The following is a 23,692-nucleotide window of genomic DNA, read 5'->3' as shown; positions in this document are numbered from 1 at the left end:
CTCATGCCGCCAATCACGCCCGCTCTTCCGCCACCCCCAACCCGCCAGCGCCGCCGCTACCGCGCGGCAGCCGCATGGGCAGCCGTACTCGCACTGGCGCTGCTGCTGATCGGCCTCGCAGCCCAATGGGCCGCGAGCCGCGAAGCTAACTTCCAAGCCGACTCGATCCGCCGCGCCATGGAAGTCCACGTGCTGGGCCTGCGCGATGCCGCCGGCAAGTACAGCTACCTCCCGTTCACGGCAAGCCTGCATCCGGACGTGCTGGCCGCGCTGGCCCATCCGCAAGACTCGGCGGTGAAGCAGCGCGCCAACCGCTACATCGAGGAAGTGAACCGCCAGGCGGGCTCTGATGCGCTCTACCTGATCGACCTGCAGGGCATGACGCTGGCGGCCAGCAACTGGGCAACGCCGCAGACCTTCGTCGGCGAGTCGTATGCCAACCGGCCCTACTTCATCGACGCCCGCGCGGGACGCAACGGCTTGTTCTACGGTGTGGGCCAGACGACCGGCGAGCCGGGGCTCTTCATTTCGGCACCGGTGCGGCCGGACGGCGGCGCGGTGCTGGGCGTGGTGACGGTCAAGGTCAGCCTGCGCCAGTTGCAGGATGCCTGGACCTTCGCGCGCGACCCCATCTTGCTGACCGACGCGCGCGGCATCGTGTTCCTGAGTTCGGTGCAGTCATGGATGTACCAGGCCACGCGAGCCCTGGGCGCCGCCGAGATCGAAGGCATGCGGCGCGACCAGCAGTACGGCGCGCGCACGAACTTTCCGGCGCTGCCGTGGAAGGTCGGTCGCGACGAAGGCGGGCCCGGCTACCTCGTGCGCACCGACCTCGGCGGCCAGCCGCGCCGCTTCCTGGCGGTGGACGAGCCGCTGCCCGATCTCGGCTGGACGCTGACGGTGATGGCCGACCATGCCGAAGTCACTCGCGCGCGCGAACGCGCCTGGATGCTGGGCCTGCTGTGTGCCAGCCTGCTGCTGCTAGGCGGCCTGTACTGGCAGCTGCGCGAACGCCGCTTCGCAGAGCAGCGCGATGCGCGGCGCGACCTGGAGCTGCGCGTGCGCGAGCGCACCCACGAACTCGACGAGGCCCACGCCTTCCGCAAGGCGATGGAAGATTCGCTGCTGGTGGGCATGCGCGCGCGCGACCTCGACGGCCGCATCATCTACGTCAACCTGGCCTTCTGCGAAATGACCGGCTACGGCGCCGACGAACTGCTCGGCCGGCTGCCGCCCTACCCCTACTGGCACCCTGACGACGTGACACTGCACTGGCGCCACTACGACGCCATGATGAGCGGCGAGCCCGCACATGCGGGCTTCGAGTCGCGCCTGCGGCACCGCGACGGGCACGAGGTGATCACCATGGTCTACACCGCCGCGCTGATCGACGCCGACGGCAAGCACAGCGGCTGGATGAGCTCGGTGGTGGACATCACCGAGCAGAAGCGCGCCGAACTGCGCCAGCGCCAGAACGACGAACAGCTGCAGCACGCCCAGCGCCTGGCCAGCCTCGGCGAGATGGCCTCCACGCTGGCCCACGAGCTGAACCAGCCGCTGATGGCGCTGAGCAATTTCGCGAGCGCTGCCAAGGCTTTTGCAGAGCAAGGCAACCAGTCGCTGCTGGTCAGCAGCCTCGACGAGACCATGGCCCAGGCCCAGCGCAGCGCCGAGATCGTGCGGCGCATACGCGGCTTCGTGCGCCAGCGCACCGCCGGCACCGAAGACTGCGTCGTGGCGGCGCTGGTCAGCAACGCGCTGGCGCTGCTGCAGGGCGAGATGCGCATGCGCCAGGCGCGCGCCGAGGTTCGCATACCGGCAGGGCTGCCCGAGGTGCGCGGCGACCGCGTGCTGCTCGAACAGGTGCTGCTGAACCTGCTGTCCAACAGCCTGCACGCCATGCAGGCCACGCCGCCGGAACAGCGGCTCGTGGAGATCGAGGCCGAGGTGCTCGAAGGGCGCATGCACATCCGCGTGGCCGACCGCGGGCCGGGCATCGACGCCGCGCTGGCCGAGCAGGTGTTCGCGCCCTTCTTCACCACCAAGACCGGCGGCCTGGGGCTGGGGCTGAACATCTGCCGCACCATCGTCGAGGCCCATCGCGGCCGGCTGTCCTTTGCCAACCGGGCCGGCGGTGGCACAGTTTTCACCCTCGAACTGGAAATCACACCCCCATGAACGCCATGAGCGCTCTTGCCAACAACCTGTGCGTGGTGGACGACGACGAGGCCGTGCGCCGCTCGTTGGGCCTGCTGCTGCTGTCGCGCGGCTATGCGGTGCAGACCTTTGCCTCGGGCGAGGCCTTCTTGGCCGGCGCCGATTTGCAGCGCGCGGGCTGCGTGATCCTGGACCTGCGCATGGACGGCATGAGCGGCCTGCAGGTGTTCGATGCGCTGCGCGCACAAGACAGCCCGCTGGTGGTGATCTTCCTGTCCGGCCACGGCGACATACCGATGGCCGTCGAGGCCGTGCAGAACGGCGCCTTCGGCTGGCTCGAAAAGCCCTGCAACGACGAGCGCCTGCTCGACAGCATCGCCAAAGCCTTGAAGCAAGCCGGCGAGATCGCCGCGCGCCGGCAGGCCCGCCAGGCCGCGCAGGCACTGTGGGACAAGCTGACGCCGCGCGAGATGCAGGTGGCCCGGCTGGTGGCCGAGGGCAAGCCCAACAAGCAGATCGCGCAGGAGCTCGCGCCGCTGGAGCAGCGCACCGTGGAAACCCACCGCGCGCATGTGTTCGCCAAGCTGGGGCTGGCGAACAGCCATCAGTTGGACCGATTCCTGCGGGAACACGCGCTGTAGCAACCCGACTGGAAGCAAGGGGGGCCCAATGCGCGAGCCCATGGCAGGACCGGAAGTGGCTCGGCGAGCTTCTTGCTTGACCTCATCGCTGCAGCCAGTCGCGTTGCGCAGGAGGTCTCCGATGCCGAACTTTTACTTGCCGCTCTCTGGCAATGTGCGCCAGGAAATCAATCCCTGGACTTGGTTTACCAAGATCGCCAATGGGCAGCTTGGGTTCATCAACATCAATATGGGCAAGTCGTCAGACCCTGCTCTGGAGCAGCAGATTCTGGATGACGTCGGAAGCTACGGACGGCAGATTGGACAACTCGGTGATGCGCTGGAGGCGGTTCTCGCGCACATGAAGACCGACACCTGGGAGCCCAAGGCCAAGGAAGCGGTAGATGCCTTCAGATTCCAGCTCGCCGAGATTCGCCGGCTGAAGCAGAGCCGGGCTGACAACAAGACCTGACATTTCTCGACGGCATATCGAACTGACCTGGGGCGGGCTTTGCGACGTCTTCTGGTCCGGGGACCTCACCAAGGCCGTGCCGTTTCAGTGTCGCTGCATCGCAGCGCTGCTCTCGAGTTGATGGCAAATTTCGGCGAGGACCAAGCGTTCGCAGCGCCTATGCTAGGCGGTCAAGAACAAGTCCCCTCCCCGGCCACTGCCGCGAGACAACCCGACCATGCAATCGACCGGAACCCTGCGCGGCATCGCCGCGATGCTGTTGGCTTGCGCCTTCTTTGCCTGCATGGACGCGCTGCTCAAGAACCTGGCCGGGCACTACCCGCCGGTGCAGGTGATGGCACTGCGCGGTCTCACGGCTCTGCCCCTGGTGTGCCTGTACATCGCCTGGCGGCGCGAGGCGGCCGGCGTTTTCAGCCGCCGGCTGCGTTGGCGCCTGCACCTGCTGCGCACCGCGCTGAACATGACGATGCTCGTGCTCTTCGTCCATGGCCTGAAGACCCTGGGCCTGGCAGAGGCCTACACACTCACGTTCATCGCTCCGATGCTGATGGTGCTCATCGCCGTGCCGATGCTGGGCGAGTCGGTCCAGCCTCGGCACTGGATCGCGATCGGGCTGGGCTTCATCGGTGTCGTGATCGCACTGCGGCCCGAGCAGGGGGCCTTCCTCTCGGTGGGTGCTCTGGCGATTCTGGTGGCCGCAGTCTGCTATGCGCTGTCGAACATGCTGGGCCGGCTCATCAGCCGCACCGAATCGAGCGCCGCGCTGGTCTTCTGGACTACGGCCGGCATGGCAGTGGGCGGCGGTCTGCTATCGGCGCCGCAATGGGTGCCAATCCAGGCTGAACACACGTGGGTGCTTGCGGGTTTGGCCATCAGCGGCTTTCTGGGCCAGATGGCTATCGCCGAGGCCTTCCGTCACGGCCAGGCCGCCGCCATCGCCCCCTTCGAATACAGCGCCCTGGCATGGGCGCTTGTGCTGGACTGGGTGTTCTGGCAGGCCGCGCCCGATGCATGGACGCTGGGCGGCGGTGCATTGATCGTTGCGAGCGGACTGTGGCTGGCGCGAAGCGAGGCGCCAAAATCTGCTCGGCCAAAGAGGCAGGCCACCTGATCCGCGGCGAAGCGGGCGTGCGAAGCCGCATCGGGCAGACAAGATCAACGGCTCAGGGCGCCAGCGTGAGCTTGAAGATCTGGTTGCCGTTGGATGCGCCCACGTAGATGGTCCCGTCGCTGGCGACCGCCACACCAATCGGAAAATTGAACCTCATCGCCGCGCCGGTGCTGTCCCGCAGTGTGCTGATCTCGCCCGCAGGCGTGACCACTCGCGCCACGCCATCCCAGGCATGCGTCAGGAACACATTGTCATGTGCATCCACCGTTACGCCGTAGGAATAGCCGAGCTTGGCCGGCGTGGCGGCCGTTCCGTCGACCACATTGGAAACAGCGTTGCCGTTGCAATCGCCCAGCAGCGTGCTCACTGTGGCGCTGGCCACATCGATCTTGCGCAAGCATGTGCCGTCGGTGTCCGTGTCGTACAGCGTGCTGCCATCGCGGCTGATCGCCAGGCCCTGCGGGCGCGCCATCTGGGCGGCCGTGCCGACTCCGTCGAGGTAGGCCTGCGTGCCGTCGCCCGCGAGCGTGCTCGTGGTGCCATCGGCTGCGACCTTGCGCACGCGCTTGTTTTCCAGGTCTGCCACGAACAGGTTGCCTGCGCCATCCAGCGCAATGCTGGCGGGGTCGTTGAACATTGCAGCGGCCGGGCTGTCGGCGTACCCGCTGGTGCCACTGCCCACCCAGGTGCTGTAGGTTGTGGCGTTGGGGGCGATCTTGTTGATGCGATGCTGGTCGCTCACGTACAGGGTACCGTCGGCGGCCAGTGCCAGGCCATACGGCGTGTTCATGGTCGTCCCCGGCGTTACTTCCGCGCCGCTGCCGCTGGCCGTGTCGATCCTGTAGACCGAACCATTGCCTCCCATGGCCACGTAGAGGTTCGCGCCGCTGGCATCCAGAACGAGTTGATAGGGACGGTTGTATGTCACCCCGGTGGTCGCCAGCACGTTGGCGACCCAGGGTTTGACCGTCAGCGTGGCGGCATGGCTGGTCACACTGCCATTGGGGCCCGTCACTTGCACGCGCAGCTGCTGGCCGCTGTCGGCCAGTTGATTGGCAGCTGTGGTGAAGCTGTCGCTGGTGGCGCCGGAAACATCGGTCCAGTTGGCACCGCCATCAACGCTGCGCTGCCACTGGTAGGTCGTGGCACGCACAGCCTGTACCTTCAACATGGCGGTCACGCCCTGGCCAATGGTGGTATCCGATGGCTGTGTCGTGATGGAGGGCGCGGTGTCTTCCTGCGTCGGTGCCGGCGTCTGCGTTCCCTGAGGAACAGGAGCAGGTGCAGGAGCGACAGCGAAGCCGGGGAAGCCGCCGCCTCCTCCCCCACCACCGCCGCAGGCGGCCAGCACGAGGTTCATCATCAGCAGCGCGGCAGGTGCACGCCATGCACGGGAAACGGTACGAGTGGTATTCATGATGGGCCTTCCTTTTTTCAAGTGGAGTGAACGAGAAGGCCTCCACGGTAGGGTCGGCAACGCCTGCGATCTAGTGTCGAAGGTCATCGCCGAGCAGCAAAAAAAAGATGCTCAGGAGCGCATGCAAGCGTGCGTCGTATCGCGCCGCGTCAGCGATGCAAGGGCCTGCAGCAGCCTGTCGGCAGCCACCGGCTTGAGTAGCACCTGCAACCCGGAGTCGAGCATCTGCCGCTGTCGTTGCGGCGCGGTTTCCCCGGTGATCAACAGTACCTGCAAGCCAGGGCTGAAGCGCGCGCCCAGTCGCTGCGCCGCGGCAAGTCCGTCGGCACCGTCGGCCAGCCGCACGTCGCACAACAGAACTTCGACAGGGGTACTTCCATGTGCGGCTTGCACCAGCACGGCCTCGGCTTCGGCCTCGCTGGCCACTGCATCGATGGTTACGCCGTGGGCCTGCAGCAGCCCGATAACGGCCTGGCGGATCGCGGCTTCATCATCGATGAGCAGCACGCGCTGCGGCAATGGCGAGGCAGCGCCCGGGCATGCAGCGAGCGGCACGACACCCGAGGCGGTCACCGCCGGGAGCACCAGGCGAAAGCGACTGCCGTGATGCAGGCGCGAGCGCACCTGCAGCGGGTGCGCCAGCAGGCGTGAGAGCCGCTGCACGATGGACAGGCCGATGCCCAGTCCCTGTGCTCGATCGCGCCCCGGATTACCGATTTGGTAGAACTCGTCGAAGATGCGGCCGAGGTGCTCGTCCGCGATACCGATGCCGGTATCGCATACGTCGATCCACACCAGCGGACCGCGTGCGCGGGCAGCCACCACCACGCCGCCACGCGTCGTGTACTTGAGCGCGTTGTCCACGAGATTGGACAGCAGCCGCTGCAACAGCTGCGGATCACTCAGCACCCAGCAAGGCGTGGCACGCAGCCGCAGTTGCAGATCCCGGTCGGCCGCCTGCGCCACGAACACATTGTTGAGCGCGAGGAACAGCGGATTGAGCTCCACGGGTCGAATCTGCGGCGCCACCTCGCCGGCATCAAGTCGCGAGATGTCCAGCAGGATGTCGAGCGAATCGCCGAGCGTTCCAACCGCGTCCATCAACCGCACCGCGTGATTCCATTCCTCGGTGCCCTTGAGCTTCTTTTCAATGACGGCTCCGAACAATGCGATGGCGTGCAGAGGCTGACGCAGATCGTGGCTCGCCGCGGCAAGAAAGCGCGTCTTCTCCTCGCTGACACGCTGGGTCGCGGCAATCTGATGGCTCAGCTGCTCGGCCAGCGCCTCCTTTTCGAAACGCATGGTCAGCGCTGCTGTCAGCAGCCGATGATGCTGCAGCGCGAACATGATCATGACGCACATGTACAGCAGGCAGCCGGTGGCCAGGAACAGGTGCGTGCTATCGCCGCGCCAGGCCAGCGCCAAGGTCAGGCTCGCCATGCTGGGCACGATGAAGCGTGGAATGTTGCGCTTGAGAACCGCCAGCGACAGTGCTCCGCCGGCGCAGCCGCCCATCATCATCACGATGACCATGACCCAGAGCCCCAGGTTGCGCCCCGGCGGAACGCACAGCCACGGCGCCAGGCCCCAGACACAGGAGCGCAGCAGCACGTTGCGCGCATTGAAGCGTGCCCAGTACTCGGGATGGGCGGCAGCATCAGGACTGCGCTGGTAGCGCCGATAGGCTCGTCGCAGCGTTAACGCCAGGTGCAGTGCCATCCACAGCAGGACTTGCCAGCGCCACGTGGCCACGAACAGGCCGATGCCCAGCGACTGTGCCGTGAGGAAGTCCGCGAGATAGGCTGCCGGCGCGTTGGCATGGACCGCGGCCACCTGTTCGCGCAGCACCCGCTCGGCCAACTCGGGCGGATGCAAGTCATTCATTGCTGGCATGCGGGGCATCGCCACGTCGAAGGCCGCATGGCGCGGTGGGCTCACTTCAGACTGCTGATGAGCTGGGCTCGCGAGCGCACCCCGAACAGCAACAACAGGGTAGACACATGGTTCTTGACCGTGCCCTCGGTCAGGCGCGACAGCTGTGCGATCTCTTTGTTCGACTTGCCGGCCAGCAGCCAGTCGAGGATTTCGACCTGGCGCACATTGAGCTGCGGCTGCAACTCAGTCGTCGCCGTCGCCGGCGTCGTGCGGACAGCGACAGGGGCCGTGGACGGCGAGGCTGGCAAAGCGACCAGATCGTTGTCCCTCACGTAGCGCAACACTTCGCCCAGGTGACCTGTCTTGGGAAGAAAGGCCTGCGCCCCGAGCGCCATCACCCCTTGCATCAACGCATGGCTGTCCTTGCCCGATAGCACGACCACGCGCGATGCAGGAAAGGCGCGCCTGAAACGCACCAGGGTATCCAGCCCCTGGGAGTCGGGTAGATCGAGATCGAGCAGCACCAGAAGATGCGACGTGAGATGGAACTCGTACAGGCGCAATGCGTCGGCCAGGGAGCGTGCCTCGTACACCGGCACGCTGCCGGTCTCCGCAAGCAGCAGCGCCCTCAGGCCCAGGCGCACCAACTCGTGGTCGTCGACCACCAGGATGCCCCGCGCCGGTATGGCAACGCTGGCCTCGCTACGCAACGGCGCGGCATGCAGCGGCAGGGGGGTGGCAGTAGCCATGGTCCGGGCATCTTAGTGCGGATGGCTGCGAACCTGAAATGACCAAAGTCATGAGATCCGCAGCTCTGCCATGAGCAACATCTGCCATCGGTAGGATGGTTCGGGCTTCACAACATCGCGCGACGTTTCCCCATATCGACACCATCCTGCATCTTTGGATGGAACGCCTTAAGCAGCAGGGCGGCATTGAAATCACGCATGTCTCCACCGGAGAGCCACACAGGTCCTGATCGAACTGATGAGCGATCAAGCCGCTCTCTCGTTGCTCACTACCGGTTCGGTTCGGCGCTGACGCTCGTGATGCAGAGGTTCAATTGCCGCGCAAATAGAGAAAGGCATAGGCAGAAGGGCATATGCCTTCGGGACATCTCGTTGCAGGGCGTATTAAGCAATCAGCCCGCAGACCGGCATCACTCTCGTTGCCGTCGGGGTACTCAATACGCCAGCGGTTTGGACGGCATTCCCACCGAAGCTCAAGGTGAGCTGCTCGTACTCGCTACTTGGACCACGCGGCTTGTCTGCTTGGAGCGTGTCGGCAGCTCGAACCGCGGCTTGCCAAGCACTTGAATCGCCACCCGCGATGCGAACCGCCGTATCAAGAAACGCACGCCGAAGCACGACAGCTTGTTGAACAGCCCGGGCACAACCGTGCGCTTTCCGCGCAACATCGCGCGGCAGCTAAATCATCTGCACCACGACCTTTCCCTTGGCGCGCCCACTGTCTACGTAGGCCAGAGCTTTGTGGGTGTCCTGAAACGGGAATACTTTGTCGACGACCGGGCGGATTGCGCCTGATTCGACGAGGGCGGTGATCTCGCGCAACTGCGCCCCATCAGCCCGCATGAAGACGAAGGTGTATTCACCCCCGATCTTTTTTGCCTTCTTCCTGATGCCGAAACTCAGCAGGCGCAGCACCTGCTGGAGCGGCCAGGCCAGTCCTCGCGCGACGGCGAACGTCGGGGTGGGTGGCCCGGAGATGGAGATGAGATGCCCGCCCGGCTTGAGAACCTGGAGGGATTTGTTCAGCTCGTTGGTGCCGAGGCTGTTCAGCACCACGTCGTAGCCGCGAAGCACCGTGGCGAAGTCCTGCTGCTTGTAGTCGATGACGACGTCCGCGCCCAAGGCCTTCACCCAGCCGATGTTGGCCGTACTGGTGGTCGTGGCCACGAACGCGCCGAGGTGCTTGGCAAGCTGGATGGCGATGGTGCCGACGCCGCCGGAGCCGGCATGGATCAGCACCTTCTGCCCCTTCTTCAGCTTGGCAGTTTCGACCAGCACCTGCCAGGCCGTCAGGGCCGCCAGAGGAACGGAGGCGGCCTCGACCATGCCGAGATTCGCGGGCTTCAGCGCCAGCGACGACTCCTTGACGGCAATGAACTCGGCGAAGGTGCCGATGCGATCGTCGTCAGGGCGTGCATAGACCTCATCACCGGGCTTGAAGTTGCGAACGCGAGCGCCGACCCGCACGACCGTTCCGGCCATGTCGTTGCCCAGGATCAGGGGGAGGCGGTAGGGAAGAATCAGCTTGAATTCACCGCTCCTGGTCTTCGTGTCCAGGGGATTGATGCTCGCCGCGTGGATCCGGATCAGGACGTCATCGTCCCGGACCTCGGGGTCGGGCATTTCGCCGATACGGCCAACTTCTTTCTTTCCGTAGCGATCGATGATGAAAGCTTTCATGGGGTACTTTTTTCAGTCATTGAGGAAGGCCAGCGCCTTGGGCACGAACTCGCCGTGATACTGGAAGATCCCGCCATGTCCGGCGTCCTTGTAGATGACCAGTTGTGAGCCAGGAATGCGACGCGCCATGTCATGACTGTTCACGGTGGGCACCATGATGTCGTTGTCGCCATTGGCGATCAGCACAGGGATGCGGATGCCGCCCAGATCCTGCGGCGCCTGCTGGCCCCAGGCCTTGATTGCCTTCAACTGTCGCAGGAAGGCACTGGGCGTCGGCCCGTTGTCCCGATCCGTCTTGCGTTCCCTCAGTCGCTCCAGGAAGGCTTTGGCGGCTTGACGACCATTGGCCGTGGAGGTGAAGAACAGGTAGGTCTTCGGATCGCGCAGCGTCAACAAGCCTTTGACCATCAGCGGCCAGGAGACCGCCCCTACCTGGTCGATGCCTTTGCCGCCCGCCGGCCCCGTACCGGTCAGGATAAGCCGGCGCACCAGGCCGGGGGCTTTCAGCACAATGTCCTGCGCCACGAATCCTCCGAGGGAGAAGCCAAGCAGATCGACCTTCTCGAAACCCAGCGCGTGGATCAGTGCGATCGCATCCCGTGCCATCGCGTCGATGGTCACAGGTGCCGTTCCGCCCGAAGCGCCAATTCCCCGGTAGTCGATGGCGATGGTGCGATGCCTGCGGGAAAGCCCATCGACGATACGCGGGTCGAAATTGTCGAGTACCGCGCCCCAGTGGTTGAGCAGAACCAGCGGCACGCCACTGCGCGGCCCCAGGTCGCGGTACGCGAATGCAGTCCCGTCGACATCGATCGATCGGGTGGCGGTGTCGATGTAGGGCACGCTCGATCCTGGGTGCCGGTCGGTAGGGGTCAACGTCATCGTCATCGTATTGGCGGTCAGGCGTTCACATCGACGATGGTGCGCCCCTGAACCATCCCTGCGAGGACTTGACTGGCGACATCAGGCACCTCTGCCAGGCCAATCACCTTGGTGGTCCGTGCAAGCTTGCCCAGATCCAGGTCGCTGGCCAGGCGCGACCACGCCTGCAGCCTCACAGGCTGCGGCGCATTGACCGAGTCGATGCCGGCGAGGGTGACGTTGCGCAGGATGAACGGCAGCACGGATGCCGGCAGATCCGCGCCCTGTGCAAGACCGAAAGCCGCGACCACGCCGCGATACCGGGTCTGCGCCAGGACGTTCGCCAGCGTATGGCTGCCGACCGAATCGATGGCCCCGGCCCACCGCTCCTTGGCGATCGGCGCGCCCGCTTCGGACAGGGTCTTGCGGTCGATGACGTCCGCCGCGCCCAGCGCACGCAGGTAGGCGGCTTCGTCGAGTCGGCCGGTCGACGCGACCACGCGATAGCCCAAGCCCGACAACAGCGCGATAGCCACGGAACCGGCACCGCCATTGGCGCCGGTCACCAGGATGTCTCCCCGCTCAGGCGCCAGGCCCCCATGCTCCAGTGCGAGCACGGCCAACATGGCGGTGAACCCGGCGGTGCCGATGGCCATGGCATCCCGGGTCGAAAAGACCTCCGGGATCTTGACCAGCCAATCACCGCTCACTCGCGCCTTCTGTGCGAAGCCGCCGTGGTGCGTCTGGCTCAGTCCCCAGCCGGTCGCCAGCACACGGTCGCCGGCGACGAGGCCGGGGTAGGTCGACGACTCGACGACACCGGCAAAGTCGATGCCCGGAATCAGCGGAAACTGGCGAATGACCGGTGACCGCCCACTGAGCGCCATCGCGTCCTTGTAGTTCACCGTCGAGTACTCGATCGCGACGGTGACGTCACCCGGCATCAGATCTTCGTCCTTGAAGTCGACCAGGCTGCTTGAAATGGTGTCGCCGGTCTTGCTGGCGAGCAGTGCCTTGAATGTCATGTGCCGTCCCTTCCGCTCTGGGGCTTTTGCGGTTTCAGGCTGCGGCTCGATAGCGCTCTGCCACATGCGCCTGCCGGATGTCCCCGATCAAGGTCTGCCGTGCCGCGTTCAGCACCTCCCAGCGCGCGCCATCATGCAGCGGCGGGATGGTCACGAGTTCGCGGCGGTCGAATCCGACCAGTGCGGCATCTACCAGTTCTTCCACTCCCATCAGATCAGGCATCGCGCTGCTGTCGATGCCCGCACGCTCCCAGATCTCGGTACGGGTTCCGGCTGGCAACACCGCCTGCACGTAGACGCCCTTGGGCGCGAGCTCCAGGCTCAGCCCCTGGGACAGGAACAGCACGAAGGCCTTGGTCGCACCGTAGACCGACATGCCGAACTCGGGCGCCAGGCCGACCACCGAGCCGATGTTGACGATCGCGCCTTTGCCGGCCCGCGCCAGGCGCGGCGCGACGGCGCTCGCCAGCCTTACGAGTGCGGTGGTGTTGAGGCTGACCAGGCGGGCGACATCGTCTGTCGATTGGTCGATGAAGTGACCGGACAGTGCAGCCCCGGCGTTGTTGATCAGGGTTTCGATCCTGGTGTCCTCGCGCAGGCGCGTCTCGACTGCGGCCAGATCGCCGGGCTGGGTCAGGTCGGCCAGAAGGATATCGACGGCAGTGCCGGTTTCCTCGCGCAGGCGCGCAGCGAGCGTTTCCAGGCGCGCCTTGTCGCGTGCCACCAGCACAAGGTCGTGGCCGCGGCGTGCGAAGCGGTCGGCATAGATGGCGCCAATGCCGGTCGAGGCGCCCGTGATGAGAACAGTGGAATGGGATGTCATGTGTTTTCTCTTGATCGAAAAGGTCGTTGGTCAGGCAGAAAAAGGGGATGCGGGCGGCATCACTCCTTCAGGAACTGGATCGCGTGTTGCCCCAGAGGCTAGAGGCGAATTTGTCGTCATCCACCTCGAAGAAGGGGGCAGTCAGGTGGGTATCGCTCATTTCCAGAAGCCTTTCGAGGTGAGTTGGCTTAATGATGTCGATTGTCATCTTTGCTGTCAAGGGGTTTGATGATGATTAACATCAATGTATATTCATGACTTCACTGATGGCACATCTAGAGAGATCCTGGACATGAAGGTCACCAAAGCGCAGGCCCAGGCGAACCGGGCACACATCGTCGAGACGGCCTCCACGCTGTTTCGCGAGCGAGGCTATGACGGGGTGGGGATTGCGGACTTGATGGCGGGCGCAGGATTCACCCATGGTGGCTTCTACAAGCACTTCGGGTCCAAGGCCGACCTGATGGCAGAAGCGGCAACATGCGGTTTTGCGCAGACGGCGGCCAAGGCCGAAGGCGTCGATGCGATGGAGTTCGTCAAGCACTACTTGTCCCGTGAGCACCGCGATGCTCCTGGTGACGGTTGCACGATGGCCGCACTATGTGGAGATGCCGCGCGTCAGACGGAGTCGATCAAGACGGCTTTCGCGGCCGGCGTTGAAAGCTTGCTGGCGAACCTGGCAAACCAGTGCGGCGCGACAGAGGAAGGCGATCAGTGCGGCGACGCGCGTGCCAAGCGGATCGACGTCATTGCACAGGTAATCGGCGCAATAGTGCTGTCACGGGCGTGTCCTGACGACTCACCACTCGCCGATGAAATTCTGGATGTCTGCCGCACTGCAGTCCTGTCGAGGCTTTCCTCGCCGACCCTTGGCTCCTCCCTTGCCTAGAACAGCCAGTCCAGTTTCTTGCACACGCTGAAAGATGACCGATTTGCGGATTTCGACGTTTCCGCTGACCGTTAACCCACCAAGACCATCCCCATCGGAACTCACTCGCAGAGCTTGATCCAGCGTTCAAGTCGCCCCACCACACGCGGAGTATTGAGCCGGGCAATCGACCCTTTCATGTCCTCGGCGCCTTCGCTCTGGCACAGCAGTACAACCTCTTCACGCACCGCGCCAGTACCAAAGAACCCTTCGCGATCAAGTTGTTCCATCGCAGCGACGCAGGCTTCAAAGAGGCCCGCGTGCAAGACGTCGAACTCAACACTGCAGGGCAAGTCATTGCGGTGGCAGGGCAGAATCATGCGGTAGGCGATGTCGAGGAACTCGTCGCCCTCCGAATGGGGCCACTCGGCGGAGCACCAGATCTCGCTTTCGTCGTCCATGTCGCCGGGCTCGCCCAGCGCAAGAATGCCAGCGGCGTGGACGATGGTCATCGCGCTGTCGTCACTGCCGAGCGCGAAGAGGCGGATGGTTTCGTCGGGGTGGGCCGCGCGAATGGCCTGGAAGGCGCGGCGAGCACCATCGCGAATCTCGGCGCTGAGCAGGGGGAAGTCGATGCGAGCCGGGTCGTGTGTGCCCTGGCGCACCCGCTTGTAGCCCTGGGCCTCGATCTCGCTGCTGCGCTGCACGAGGGCGTCCTTCGCGGCCTGCGGACTGGCAAACTCGGCGACGCTGGAGCGCCCCATGGTTTTCACCTTGCCATTCGCGGCCCACAGTGAGCTGCCGAACTGGCGCAATTCGTGGAAGTCGGTGGGCACCTCGTTGTCGAAGCGGTAGAACAGTGACCATGTCATGGCGGCGAGAACTCCTTCTGGCGGGGCGCGGTGCCTCCTGGATTTGAACATTCAGCTTGTGCGCAATCACGCTGCCCGTTCGACCCACTGGGCGCGCCAAGCGGGGGCGTCGAAGGGATCGGCAAAGTATTGAGTCTCGCGCGATACCTTTCCACCCCGGAACTCCATGATGCTCACGGTGAAGGCGCTCTTGCCCCCGTAGTCGATCGCATACTCGGTTATCCAGAGACTGCCCTCCCCTACGATCCGCCGGACCACAAACCCAGATGGCTTGCCGGGGTGATGGCTGCGAAGTGCCTGCAGGTTGTGCCGGCCGTGGATGACCTCGCCTGACTGCGGGTAGGTGCACACGGCATCGTCGTGATAGATCTCATGCTCGACGACCTGGTCGCCTGCGGCGGACGCAGCCCAATGTCTGTCGATAGCCGTCCGGATGATCTGCTCTTCCATCATCGACCTCCATTGCGAGCCAGCTTGCTTGCGGCACACCATTCTAGGTATTTACCCTTGCGTACCGATACGTAGCCGCCCGGCGGCAGGCTACGGACGACAGCCCGGCGGCGGCCGGACAGACTCGGCGGGACGGCTTCGCGCGGCTTTGCGGCGGGCCGCAGCAAGAGACAAGCAAGGACCCCTTTTCATGACCGCCATCGCAAGCAGTGCGACCGCCGGCGCCTCCAGCCCCGACGCGACCACCGCCAACAACACCCCGTACACCTTCGAAGAAAAGCGCAAGCGCATCTTCGCCATCTTTGCCGCCTCGTCCGGCAACCTGGTGGAGTGGTTCGACTTCTACGTCTACGCCTTCTGCGCCATCTACTTCGCGCCGGCGTTCTTCCCCAAGTCCGACCCCACCGTGCAACTGCTGAACACCGCTGGCGTATTCGCTGCCGGCTTCCTCATGCGCCCGATCGGCGGCTGGCTGTTCGGCCGCCTGGCCGACCGTAAGGGTCGCAAGACTTCGATGGTGACTTCGGTCGTCATGATGTGCGTGGGCTCGCTGGTCATCGCCTGCCTGCCGACCTATGCACAGATCGGCGCCGCTGCGCCCGCGCTGCTGCTGGCCGCACGGCTGCTGCAGGGCCTGTCGGTCGGTGGCGAATACGGCACCACCGCCACCTACATGAGCGAAGTGGCGATGCGCGGACAGCGCGGCTTCTTCTCGTCGTTCCAGTACGTCACGCTGATCGGCGGCCAATTGCTGGCGGTGGTTGTCGTGGTGGTGCTGCAGCAGGTGCTCGACGAGGCTGAGCTCAAGAGCTGGGGCTGGCGCATTCCGTTCGTCATCGGCGCCATCGCCGCCGTGGTCGCACTCATGCTGCGCCGCACGCTGACTGAAACCGCGAGCACCAAGACCCGCGCCGCCAAGGGCGCCGGCTCGATGCGCGAACTGTTCACGAACCACAAGCGCGCCTTCTTCGTGGTGCTGGGCTACACGGCCGGCGGCTCGCTGATCTTCTACACCTTCACCACCTACATGCAGAAGTACCTGGTGAACTCGGCCGGCATGTCGATCAAGACCGCAAGCAACGTGATGACGGCCTGCCTGTTCATCTACATGTGCATGCAGCCGCTGTTCGGCGCGCTGTCGGACCGCATCGGTCGACGCACCAACATGCTGCTGTTCGGCGCACTGGGCGCGCTGATGACGGTGCCGGTGCTGAGCAACCTGCAGAACGTGAGCAGCCCGCTGGTGGCCGGCATGCTGATCACGCTTGCGCTGGCGGTGGTGAGCTTCTACACCTCGATCAGCGGCATCGTGAAGGCCGAGATGTTCCCGCCCGAGATTCGTGCACTGGGCGTAGGCCTGTCGTACGCGGTGGGCAATGCCATGTTCGGCGGCAGCGCGGAATACGTGGCGCTGGGGCTGAAGTCGATCGGGCACGAGTCGTACTTCTACTGGTACGTGACGGGAATGATGGGGGTGGCCTTCCTCGTCAGCCTGCTGCTGCCGAAGCAGGCGACGTACCTGCATCACGACAAGTAAGCACGCGCCCCGACAGAGCACCCCTGCAAACCGGGCGACAGAGGGCCCGGAAATACCCTCTGATTTCCTCGCAAGCCCCCGGACCGGACCTGCCTGTCCGGGGCCGCGTCTTCGGCACGGCGGCCATGCCGCCGCAACGTGCCGAGCAGGCGCCTCCCGCATTCGAGGGATGCCGCATCCGTCGAGAAAGCACAGACTCGGGACGGCCTCCATGGCCTGCTTTCACGACGAAGGAGCACAAGGCATGAACGAAATTCTCTCGGCGTGTGCCCAGCAGATGACGCAGCAGAATGGCGTTGCGTTTCGCGACTGGCTTTCGCTGCTGGCGCTGGTCGCAGGCATATGCACATTCATCTGGAAGCTCTACGCGGACACGAAGTCCGCCCGCTACCGGGAAACCGTCGGATTTCTCGAGAAGCGGACCGCCGGGCTGATGGCCGACTGGAAGCTCGTGCAAAAGGCTGTTGCAGAAGGCCAAGACTTTGACGATGCGGCAAAGAGCATGCTGGGCATGCTCGATACCGTGGCTCTCCTGGTCAAGAAGAAAGCCTTCGACAAAGAGCTGGTCTACAACTACTGGTGGGCGTACTTCATCGATGCGAAGAAGAACCCGGCGGTCGAGGAATGGATCAAGGCTCGCCACGATCTCGACAAGCACGTCCTGGAACACTTCCTGGAGCTCCACGCCGAGTTCAAGAAACGCTGCGAGGCGGAACAGGCTCAGGCGACGATTACCACCGCGCCCGCGCCTCCTTCCGCATAGACCCGACGAGGACCTCTCTCAGCCAGCGTGGCGCTTCGGTGCGACGTGTGCCCCGCTTGCATCCCACCGCTTTGTTCCCCCTTGGGCAGCTGCCCAAGGGGAACAAACCGATGGACCAGAAGACATGTAGGCCGTTGATCAGCTAGTACTGCAAAAAGGCAGGCAAAAAAACAAAGTCGTGGACTGCCCCCTCTAGACCAAACTCCAAGTGACAGGTGTGCAAGTATCAATGTTCTGGACTAGCCGATCCGCGGACCATAGGCGCATCAGGTAGCCCGCATGAACGGCGCGCACTTTGATACGCAAGACGCCATCTGACATGTCTGGAAACGACGGGGCACATCGACTTCTGTGAAGTTTGGGACGCGGAAGGTCGAGAAAAGCGATTCTTTGAGATCATGTAGCGACGGCCTGCGAAGGTAAGTTCTCAGTGCGGATCGGAAGCCTCGTAGACCAGCACTGCAGCGGCCAAGTCCTCCAGCGCGGTACCCACGGCCTTGAAGACGGTCCGCCCGTCACTTTCGGCTCGTCCCTGAATCCTGCCCGCGGCCAGATCGGCCAACTCCCCCGCTACATCTGCGGCGGCGAACACGCCGCGCGACATGGGCCCGAGCAGTTCGCCGCTCTTGTGCAACGCTTCTTGCGTATCGACAAACAGGCGTGCGCCTGCAAAGCAGGCATCGTCGGCTTCGCGCATCTGCGGCGTGAAGCTGCCGATCAGGTCGAGGTGGCTGCGCGGCCGCAGCCACGCGCCCTGCACCAGTGGCTGCGTGGCGAGCGTGGCACAGCTCACGACGTCGACATCGTTCACCGCCTTGGCGAGGTCCGGCGCGACGGCCGCCTCGATGTTCTGCGCGCACAGCCGCGCAGCGAGTGCCTTCGCCGCGGATTCGTCGCGGTCCCACACCACCACTCGTTCGATGGGAAGCGCGGCACGGTAGGCCTCGGGAACAAGACTGCCGACACGCCCGCAGCCGACGACCAGCAGTCTGCGCGCACCCGCAGGCGCGAGATAGGACGCGGCCAGGGCCGATGCTGCAGCGGTACGCCGCGAAGTGATCTCGTTGCCGTCGATCTGCGCCAGCGGCTCGCCGGTGCTTGCGTCGTACAGCACATAGGTCGAGAACAGTCCGGGCAGGCCGCGCTGCGCGTTGTCCGGGAAGATGGTCACGGTCTTGATGCCCAGGTAGCGGTCGCGCTGCCACGCCGGCATGACCAGCACGGTGCGGGGCGGGTCGTCCGCCCCGGCCTGGAGCGAATGCGTGTGCCGTAACGGCACCTCGCAGCCAGCGACGAACATCTCCCGAAGCGCCGGGATCAGGCGTTCGAAGGGCAGCGCACGGCGGGTGCTTTCCGTATCGATGATTTTCATAGGGTTGCGGATGGAATCGAGTGGATGGAAGTGCCCGCAGTCATGCCTCGAGCACCACGTCTTCGAGAGGGACGGCTTGGCAGGCGAGGCACACGGAGGGGTCTTCCGGCTCACTGCCGTGCAGATGACGAACCTTGCCGGCCAGCAGGCGCACGGCGCAGCTCTCGCATTGGCCCACGCGGCAGCCGCTGGCCATCTGCAGGCCGAGCGATTCGCCAAAAGTCAGCAGCGTGCCCTGTCTGGGCGTCCACGTCGCGGGGGCATGGCCCGAGCGCGCGAAGTTGACGGTGAAGTGCTGGTCGCCGTCGGTGGGCGGCGCAGTGGGCGAGCGGAACACTTCGCTGAAGATGTCGAAGCGCGGAACGCCCCGCGCCATCAACCCGTCGGTCACGGCGTCCATCATGGCGGGTGGTCCGCACATGTAGAAACGGGCGCGCTGCGCGATCAGCGCATCGTCCACCACGCTCGCGTCGATGTAGCGGTTCGACTGGTAGTCGATGCCCGGGCGCTCCTGCGGCCGTGGTGCGTTGTAGTGGTCAACGACCCGCAACTGCGGCAGACGCGCGCGGTGCTGCGCGATACGCTCGCGAAAGGCGTGTGTCGTGCTGTTCTGGTTCGCGTAGTAGAGCCAGATGGCCGGCCCTTGCGTGCCGTCGGGAAGCGATTCGAGAAGGCTGATGAAGGGCGTGATGCCGATGCCGCCCGCGAAGAAGACCAGCGGTTGCGGCGAATGGCGCGGCAGCACGAAGCTGCCTGACGGCGCACGTAGCGCGAGGGTGTCGCCGACCTTCAGCGCGCAGTGCAGATGGCTCGACACGCGCCCCTCGTGCGGCGTGCCGTCGGCCGAGCGGCCGCGCTGGTGGCGCACGGCCACGCTGTAGCTGCGCCGGCCCGGCACCTCGGCCGCGCCTGTGAGCGAGTAGGCGCGCGTGACTTGCGTGCCGTCGTCGAGATGCAACTGCATCTCGACGTGCTGCCCGGGACGGTAGTCGGGCAGCTTGCCGTCGTCGACCGGCTCGAAGTGGATACCCAGCACGCCATCGGCCTCGGGCCGCAGCTCGCTGACGCGGAAGGGACGGTAGCCGGACCACTTGCGCTGCCGCGTCCCGGTAGCCGGGTCGCGTTCGATGTCGCAGAGAAAGGAGCGATGCGGCACCGAGCCGCTCACCGGGTCACAGCTGTCGGCGGATATCAGCGCGTTGAAGTTGCTGCCCAGTGCTCCTTCGATCGGCAGGCCGTCGCGGTCGAGCTCGGGGCAGCCCTGCCACCAGCCGAACTCGGCAACGATGACGTCGTCCGCCAGTTGAGGCGTGACGCGTGCGACGAAGCGGGCTTCGCCCACGCGCGTGCGGATGCGCATCCAGTCACCGTCCGCGATGCCCTTGGTGGCCGCCAGTGCGGGGCTCAGCTCGGCCACCGGATCGGGCGCGCGCTTGCGCAGCGAAGGCAGGCTGCGGTGTTGGCTATGGCAATAGAAGCCGTTCTTGGCCGAACTCAGCACATAGGGGAAGCGGCCCTGGCGCGTGGCCTCCGCATCGCGCGGCGTGTCGGCCGGTTCGACGAAGGTGGCGACCGGCGGCTGGCCGTGGCGCAGCAGGGCTTCGGAATAGAGCTCGACGCGGCGCGTCGGGGTGTCGAAGCCGCGCACGCCGGTGGGCGTGGCGCGGGCGTATTTCTGCTCGCTTGCGTCGATGGCGCAGGCAATGCCTTCGGGCCGGGCGCGCAACTGGTCGACCGTGAGGCCGAGCGGCTCGAGAATGTGGTTCCAGCCGGCATCGAGGCTGCCGCCGAAGAAGCCGTCACCCATGCCAAGGCGGGTGGCCAGTTCGAAGATCACATCGTTGTCTGAGCGCGATTCGCCGCGCGGCGCAACCATGCGCTGGCGCAACTGCACCCAACCGGCCGCGCGGTCGTCGATCTCGAAGCCGATGCGCAGGCCTTCGCGCTCCCATGGCGTGTTGACCGGCAGCAGGATGTCGGCGTACCTGGCGGCGGGTGTTTCGAACAAGTCGCAGTGCACGTGGAATTCGAGCTGCGACAGCGCCCGGTGCGCGAGCGCGGTGTCGGCCTGCGACACGGGCAGGTTGGTGCCGAAGGCCATCATCGCGCGCACCTTGTAAGGCTCGCCTTCGAGAATCGCGCGGTAGGTGTCGCGCGCCGTCACCCAACCGTGCGCGGGGGGGCCGATCGGGCGCTCCGCAAGACCGAGCGCCTTGGCGCGCTGCGCGTCGGGCAGCAGTGAGAGCGAGTTGACGGCGTTGACGCCCGGACCGACGCGAACGCGGTTCGCGCCGATGCGGTCGAAGCTGCCGCACAACGCATACAGCGTGGCGACCGCGCGTTCGGCCTGTGTGGCGTTGGTGTGCTGGCCGATGCCAGTCCAGGCGTGATAGGCCACGCGGCGGCAAGTGCCAAAGAGGTCAGCGACCGCGCGCAACGAGGCTTCAGCAACACCGGTGATGCGTTCGACCTCCGGCGGCGTATAGGCGACGCAGCCCTGGGCCAGCAGCTCGAAAGCCGGAGCGCACGACAGGCGATGCGCGCCCACATCGATCTCGACCGCGCCGCACAGGCGGAAGTGGGCTGCGTCCTGGGCTTGCGCCCCCTGCGCGGTGTCATAAGGCACCGCACAAGCGAGCGCCTCGTTCCACGCCACGAAGCGGTTGCCCTCGGCATCGGGCCACAGGTCCTGCTCACGCAGGAAGTGTCCGTTGTCGCCGCGCACCAGCAACGGGGCATTGGTCCAAGCGCGCACGAAGTCTTCGTCGAAGCGCGCGTCCGCGATCAGCAGGTGGATCAGCCCCAGCGCCAGTGCCGCATCTGTGCCGGGTCGCACGGGCAGCCAGGTGTCGGCCTGCCGCGCGAGCGCGGTGGGGCGCGGATCGATCACCACCATCTTCGCCCCCTTCGCACGACCCCGGCCGATGGCATTGGCCTGTGCCAGCCAGGTGTTCGCGGGGTTGTGACCCCACAGCACGATCAGTTCGGCCTGCGCGTAGTCGGCCGCGGGCATGCCGCAGCCGAAGGTGAAGGCGTGCGCGAAGTCCTTGTGCCAGTTGCACACCTCGGTCGCGTAGCAGATGTTGGGGCTGCCGAAGAGGCGCACGAAGCGCTCGATCCAATCGATGCTGTCCGTCAGCGGTGTGCCGCTGGGCGTGGTCACGGCGAACACCACCGACTCGGCGCCGCTCTCGGCCTTGATGGCGCCCAGCCGCTGCGCGGTCTCGGCCAGCGCCTCGTCCCAGCCGATGCGCACCCAGCCCGGATCCGCTTCGGTCTTGGGCCTGGTGCGGCGCATCGGGTAGCGCAGGCGGTGCGGGCTGTGCACAAGCTCGGGCGCGGCCTTGCCCTTCATGCACATCGCCTGGCCGGTGGGGTGCGAGGCGTCGGGCCGTACCGACACCAGCATGTCGTCGCGCACCTCGTTGAGCGTTCCGCAGCGCGAACGGCAGAGCGTGCAGTAGCCCTGCCTGGTTTGCGTTGCCGCCGTCGTCGTCACTTGCATCCGGAACCTGCGTGATTCAAGGCATTCAAGGAATCACCGGCGCGACATAGCTCAGCGTGCGGCCGAAGAACCAGAGCATGAAGAGCACCAGCGGCGCATGCACCAGCAGTTGCAGGAAGGTAAAGCCCACGATGTCGCGTGCCTTCAGCGAGAGCACGCCCAGCAGCGGCAGCATCCAGAACGGGTTGATCAGGTTGGGCAGCGCCTCGGCCGCGTTGTAGACCTGCACGGCCCAGCCCAGGTGCACCTTCAGGTCGTTGGCCGCCTGCATGACGTAGGGCGCCTCGATGATCCACTTGCCGCCCCCCGAGGGAATGAAGAAGCCCAGCACGGCGGAATACGCCCCCATCACCACGGCGAAACTGTCGACGTTGGAGATGCTCACGAACAGGTGCGCGATGCGGTCCGACAGCGTGATGCCTCCGTCGCCCTTGGCGGCGGTCAGCATGGCCGCGATGGCACCGTACAGCGGGAACTGGATGATCACGCCCGCCGTCGACGGCACCGAACGCGACACCGCGTCGAGAAAGCTGCGCGGGCGCCAGTGCAGCAGCAGCCCGATCATGAGGAACAGCAGGTTGTAGGTGTTGAGGCCCGAGATCGCGATCAACGGGCTCTTGGCCATGAACTCCTGCGCCAGCCAGCCGAAGCCCAGCGCGCACAGGAGCAGCGTGAGCAGCGGGCTGCGTTCGAACCACTCGCCGGGGCGGCGCCCAGCGGACTCGGGGGAGGCCGGCTTCGCTTCCGTGAGGTCCACGCCCAGATCCTGCGCCGTGACCGCGTGCTTCGCATCGGGCGCCGACCACAGCGCGATGGCCACCGACACGACGATCAACACCAGCGCCATGACGACCGACTGCCACAGGAAGATGGTCTGGCTGAACGGGATCACGCCGGTGATGTCAAGAATGCTCTTGGGCAGACTGCTGGCGTTGGCCTGCAACTGCGCCGCAGACGAGCTGAGCCCCAACGCCCAGGTCGCGCCCATGCCGAGGTAGGCGGCCGCGCCGCCGGCACGATAGTCCATGCGCAGGTCGAGGCGGCCGGCCAGCGCGCGCACATAGAGCGCGCTGAAGATCAGCGAAATGCCCCAGTTGAAGAGCGACAGGATCATGCTGATCGCTGCCACGTACGCGATGGCCTGCCGCCCCGACACGGGCAGTGCGGCCAGCTTGCGGATGAGCCGCGCGGCCGGCGGCGAGGTCGCCACCACGTAGCCGCCAACGGCCACCAGCGCCATCTGCATCGTGAAAACAATCAGGCTCCAGAAGCCGTCGCCGAAGGACTTGGCCACCGCCTGCGGGCTCGATCCGTTGAGCAGCGCGGCGCCCGCGACCACCACCACGGCGATGGCCGCGAACACGAAGGCGTCGGGAAACCAGCGCTCGGCCCAGGCCGTGAAGCGCAGGCCCAGGCGGCTCAGCAGCCCGGCATCGGCCTGGGCGTCCTGGGGTACAGGAGGGTGGATGCCGGGGCCGGCGGAAGTCTGTGATGTCGATGGCATGGGTTTCTCCTGCTACTGCTGCTGGAACTGT

Annotated in this window: 20 protein-coding genes; 8 read left to right on the top strand and 12 right to left on the bottom strand. The window is 65.5% G+C overall.

Annotated features, from left to right (window positions below):
• Positions 1-3 precede the first annotated feature (3 nt).
• The 4 genes from BLV60_RS26020 to BLV60_RS26005 all read left to right on the top strand — a co-directional run bounded on the left by BLV60_RS26020 (position 4) and on the right by BLV60_RS26005 (position 4,360).
• Positions 4-2,178, top strand: a complete 2,175-nt coding sequence (locus tag BLV60_RS26020) for a sensor histidine kinase (RefSeq protein WP_093058169.1) — start codon at positions 4-6, stop codon at positions 2,176-2,178.
• 5 nt (positions 2,179-2,183) lie between these two features.
• Entirely contained in the window at positions 2,184-2,798 is a 615-nt protein-coding gene (locus BLV60_RS26015; RefSeq protein WP_093058194.1) for a response regulator transcription factor, read from the top strand.
• A 121-nt stretch (positions 2,799-2,919) separates the two neighbouring features.
• Positions 2,920-3,249 (top strand): hypothetical protein, encoded by a 330-nt coding sequence (locus tag BLV60_RS26010; protein ID WP_093058168.1) that lies wholly within the window; start codon positions 2,920-2,922, stop codon positions 3,247-3,249.
• Between the two features lie 217 nt (positions 3,250-3,466).
• Positions 3,467-4,360, top strand: a complete 894-nt coding sequence (locus tag BLV60_RS26005) for a DMT family transporter (protein ID WP_093058167.1) — start codon at positions 3,467-3,469, stop codon at positions 4,358-4,360.
• Between the two features lie 52 nt (positions 4,361-4,412).
• Here the strand turns inward: BLV60_RS26005 and BLV60_RS26000 are convergent, their stop codons facing one another.
• The 7 genes from BLV60_RS26000 to BLV60_RS25965 all read right to left on the bottom strand — a co-directional run bounded on the left by BLV60_RS26000 (position 4,413) and on the right by BLV60_RS25965 (position 12,790).
• Positions 4,413-5,777, bottom strand: a complete 1,365-nt coding sequence (locus tag BLV60_RS26000; RefSeq protein ID WP_176928947.1) for an NHL repeat-containing protein — start codon at positions 5,775-5,777, stop codon at positions 4,413-4,415.
• A 111-nt stretch (positions 5,778-5,888) separates the two neighbouring features.
• Positions 5,889-7,661 carry an ATP-binding response regulator gene (locus tag BLV60_RS25995; RefSeq protein WP_371127404.1) on the bottom strand — a complete coding sequence of 591 codons (1,773 nt, stop codon included), beginning with the start codon at positions 7,659-7,661 and terminating at the stop codon, positions 5,889-5,891.
• A gap of 50 nt (positions 7,662-7,711) precedes the next feature.
• Positions 7,712-8,401, bottom strand: coding sequence for a response regulator transcription factor (locus BLV60_RS25990; protein ID WP_093058165.1), 690 nt, complete (start codon positions 8,399-8,401; stop codon positions 7,712-7,714).
• Between the two features lie 678 nt (positions 8,402-9,079).
• Positions 9,080-10,081 (bottom strand): NADP-dependent oxidoreductase, encoded by a 1,002-nt coding sequence (locus BLV60_RS25980; RefSeq protein ID WP_093058164.1) that lies wholly within the window; start codon positions 10,079-10,081, stop codon positions 9,080-9,082.
• Positions 10,082-10,093: 12 nt separating this feature from the next.
• Entirely contained in the window at positions 10,094-10,924 is an 831-nt protein-coding gene (locus tag BLV60_RS25975) for an alpha/beta fold hydrolase (RefSeq protein ID WP_256329584.1), read from the bottom strand.
• Positions 10,925-10,980: 56 nt separating this feature from the next.
• Positions 10,981-11,967 carry an acrylyl-CoA reductase (NADPH) gene (locus BLV60_RS25970; protein WP_093058162.1) on the bottom strand — a complete coding sequence of 329 codons (987 nt, stop codon included), beginning with the start codon at positions 11,965-11,967 and terminating at the stop codon, positions 10,981-10,983.
• 34 nt (positions 11,968-12,001) lie between these two features.
• A complete protein-coding gene (locus BLV60_RS25965) occupies positions 12,002-12,790 on the bottom strand; it encodes an SDR family NAD(P)-dependent oxidoreductase (protein ID WP_093058161.1) in 789 nt (262 codons plus the stop codon).
• On the opposite strand from BLV60_RS25965, the gene BLV60_RS34490 reads away from it, so the two are divergent.
• Both BLV60_RS34490 and BLV60_RS25960 read left to right on the top strand, forming a co-directional pair.
• Complete coding sequence (locus tag BLV60_RS34490) at positions 12,765-13,019, top strand: hypothetical protein (RefSeq protein WP_176928945.1); 255 nt, start codon at positions 12,765-12,767, stop codon at positions 13,017-13,019. The genes BLV60_RS25965 and BLV60_RS34490 overlap by 26 nt on opposite strands.
• 63 nt (positions 13,020-13,082) lie before the next feature.
• Complete coding sequence (locus BLV60_RS25960) at positions 13,083-13,679, top strand: TetR/AcrR family transcriptional regulator (RefSeq protein WP_176928943.1); 597 nt, start codon at positions 13,083-13,085, stop codon at positions 13,677-13,679.
• A 101-nt stretch (positions 13,680-13,780) separates the two neighbouring features.
• Here BLV60_RS25960 and BLV60_RS25955 read toward each other — a convergent pair whose 3' ends face one another.
• Together BLV60_RS25955 and BLV60_RS25950 are read right to left on the bottom strand one after the other, a co-directional pair.
• Entirely contained in the window at positions 13,781-14,530 is a 750-nt protein-coding gene (locus BLV60_RS25955) for a DUF4303 domain-containing protein (RefSeq protein WP_093058159.1), read from the bottom strand.
• Between the two features lie 66 nt (positions 14,531-14,596).
• Positions 14,597-14,980, bottom strand: coding sequence for a nuclear transport factor 2 family protein (locus BLV60_RS25950; protein WP_093058192.1), 384 nt, complete (start codon positions 14,978-14,980; stop codon positions 14,597-14,599).
• Between the two features lie 190 nt (positions 14,981-15,170).
• Here BLV60_RS25950 and BLV60_RS25945 point away from each other — a divergent pair, with 190 nt between their 5' ends.
• Both BLV60_RS25945 and BLV60_RS25940 read left to right on the top strand, forming a co-directional pair.
• Positions 15,171-16,517, top strand: a complete 1,347-nt coding sequence (locus tag BLV60_RS25945) for an MFS family transporter (RefSeq protein ID WP_093058158.1) — start codon at positions 15,171-15,173, stop codon at positions 16,515-16,517.
• Positions 16,518-16,761: 244 nt separating this feature from the next.
• On the top strand, positions 16,762-17,280 hold the full coding sequence (locus BLV60_RS25940; protein ID WP_143042641.1) for a DUF4760 domain-containing protein: 519 nt from the start codon (positions 16,762-16,764) through the stop codon (positions 17,278-17,280).
• A gap of 427 nt (positions 17,281-17,707) precedes the next feature.
• On the opposite strand, the gene BLV60_RS25935 is transcribed toward BLV60_RS25940, so the two are convergent.
• From BLV60_RS25935 to BLV60_RS25925, 3 genes are read right to left on the bottom strand one after another with little or no spacing between them, the layout of a single operon-like run.
• On the bottom strand, positions 17,708-18,652 hold the full coding sequence (locus BLV60_RS25935; RefSeq protein ID WP_093058156.1) for a bifunctional Delta(1)-pyrroline-2-carboxylate/Delta(1)-piperideine-2-carboxylate reductase: 945 nt from the start codon (positions 18,650-18,652) through the stop codon (positions 17,708-17,710).
• A 40-nt stretch (positions 18,653-18,692) separates the two neighbouring features.
• Positions 18,693-22,157 carry a molybdopterin-dependent oxidoreductase gene (locus tag BLV60_RS25930; protein WP_093058155.1) on the bottom strand — a complete coding sequence of 1,155 codons (3,465 nt, stop codon included), beginning with the start codon at positions 22,155-22,157 and terminating at the stop codon, positions 18,693-18,695.
• 25 nt (positions 22,158-22,182) lie between these two features.
• Positions 22,183-23,661, bottom strand: coding sequence for a short-chain fatty acid transporter (locus tag BLV60_RS25925; RefSeq protein ID WP_256329583.1), 1,479 nt, complete (start codon positions 23,659-23,661; stop codon positions 22,183-22,185).
• Positions 23,662-23,692 lie beyond the last annotated feature (31 nt).

It is taken from the genome of Variovorax sp. YR634, from assembly GCF_900106655.1.
In the GTDB taxonomy this organism is placed as follows: domain Bacteria; phylum Pseudomonadota; class Gammaproteobacteria; order Burkholderiales; family Burkholderiaceae_C; genus Variovorax.
Note: the sequence above shows the minus strand (reverse complement) of the source record. Positions and strands in the feature narration are given on the sequence as shown.

What these genes read in the sequence shown, in the direction of transcription:
- BLV60_RS25925 (WP_256329583.1), bottom strand. Translation starts at nt 23,661, where the DNA reads ATGCCATCGACATCACAGACTTCCGCCGGCCCCGGCATCCACCCTCCT.
- BLV60_RS25950 (WP_093058192.1), bottom strand. Translation starts at nt 14,980, where the DNA reads ATGGAAGAGCAGATCATCCGGACGGCTATCGACAGACATTGGGCTGCG.
- BLV60_RS26005 (WP_093058167.1), top strand. Translation starts at nt 3,467, where the DNA reads ATGCAATCGACCGGAACCCTGCGCGGCATCGCCGCGATGCTGTTGGCT.
- BLV60_RS25980 (WP_093058164.1), bottom strand. Translation starts at nt 10,081, where the DNA reads ATGAAAGCTTTCATCATCGATCGCTACGGAAAGAAAGAAGTTGGCCGT.
- BLV60_RS25940 (WP_143042641.1), top strand. Translation starts at nt 16,762, where the DNA reads ATGAACGAAATTCTCTCGGCGTGTGCCCAGCAGATGACGCAGCAGAAT.
- BLV60_RS26000 (WP_176928947.1), bottom strand. Translation starts at nt 5,777, where the DNA reads ATGAATACCACTCGTACCGTTTCCCGTGCATGGCGTGCACCTGCCGCG.
- BLV60_RS25970 (WP_093058162.1), bottom strand. Translation starts at nt 11,967, where the DNA reads ATGACATTCAAGGCACTGCTCGCCAGCAAGACCGGCGACACCATTTCA.
- BLV60_RS26010 (WP_093058168.1), top strand. Translation starts at nt 2,920, where the DNA reads ATGCCGAACTTTTACTTGCCGCTCTCTGGCAATGTGCGCCAGGAAATC.
- BLV60_RS25995 (WP_371127404.1), bottom strand. Translation starts at nt 7,661, where the DNA reads ATGAATGACTTGCATCCGCCCGAGTTGGCCGAGCGGGTGCTGCGCGAA.
- BLV60_RS25930 (WP_093058155.1), bottom strand. Translation starts at nt 22,157, where the DNA reads ATGCAAGTGACGACGACGGCGGCAACGCAAACCAGGCAGGGCTACTGC.
- BLV60_RS25955 (WP_093058159.1), bottom strand. Translation starts at nt 14,530, where the DNA reads ATGACATGGTCACTGTTCTACCGCTTCGACAACGAGGTGCCCACCGAC.
- BLV60_RS25945 (WP_093058158.1), top strand. Translation starts at nt 15,171, where the DNA reads ATGACCGCCATCGCAAGCAGTGCGACCGCCGGCGCCTCCAGCCCCGAC.
- BLV60_RS34490 (WP_176928945.1), top strand. Translation starts at nt 12,765, where the DNA reads ATGAGAACAGTGGAATGGGATGTCATGTGTTTTCTCTTGATCGAAAAG.
- BLV60_RS25965 (WP_093058161.1), bottom strand. Translation starts at nt 12,790, where the DNA reads ATGACATCCCATTCCACTGTTCTCATCACGGGCGCCTCGACCGGCATT.
- BLV60_RS25960 (WP_176928943.1), top strand. Translation starts at nt 13,083, where the DNA reads ATGAAGGTCACCAAAGCGCAGGCCCAGGCGAACCGGGCACACATCGTC.
- BLV60_RS25990 (WP_093058165.1), bottom strand. Translation starts at nt 8,401, where the DNA reads ATGGCTACTGCCACCCCCCTGCCGCTGCATGCCGCGCCGTTGCGTAGC.
- BLV60_RS26015 (WP_093058194.1), top strand. Translation starts at nt 2,184, where the DNA reads ATGAGCGCTCTTGCCAACAACCTGTGCGTGGTGGACGACGACGAGGCC.
- BLV60_RS26020 (WP_093058169.1), top strand. Translation starts at nt 4, where the DNA reads ATGCCGCCAATCACGCCCGCTCTTCCGCCACCCCCAACCCGCCAGCGC.
- BLV60_RS25935 (WP_093058156.1), bottom strand. Translation starts at nt 18,652, where the DNA reads ATGAAAATCATCGATACGGAAAGCACCCGCCGTGCGCTGCCCTTCGAA.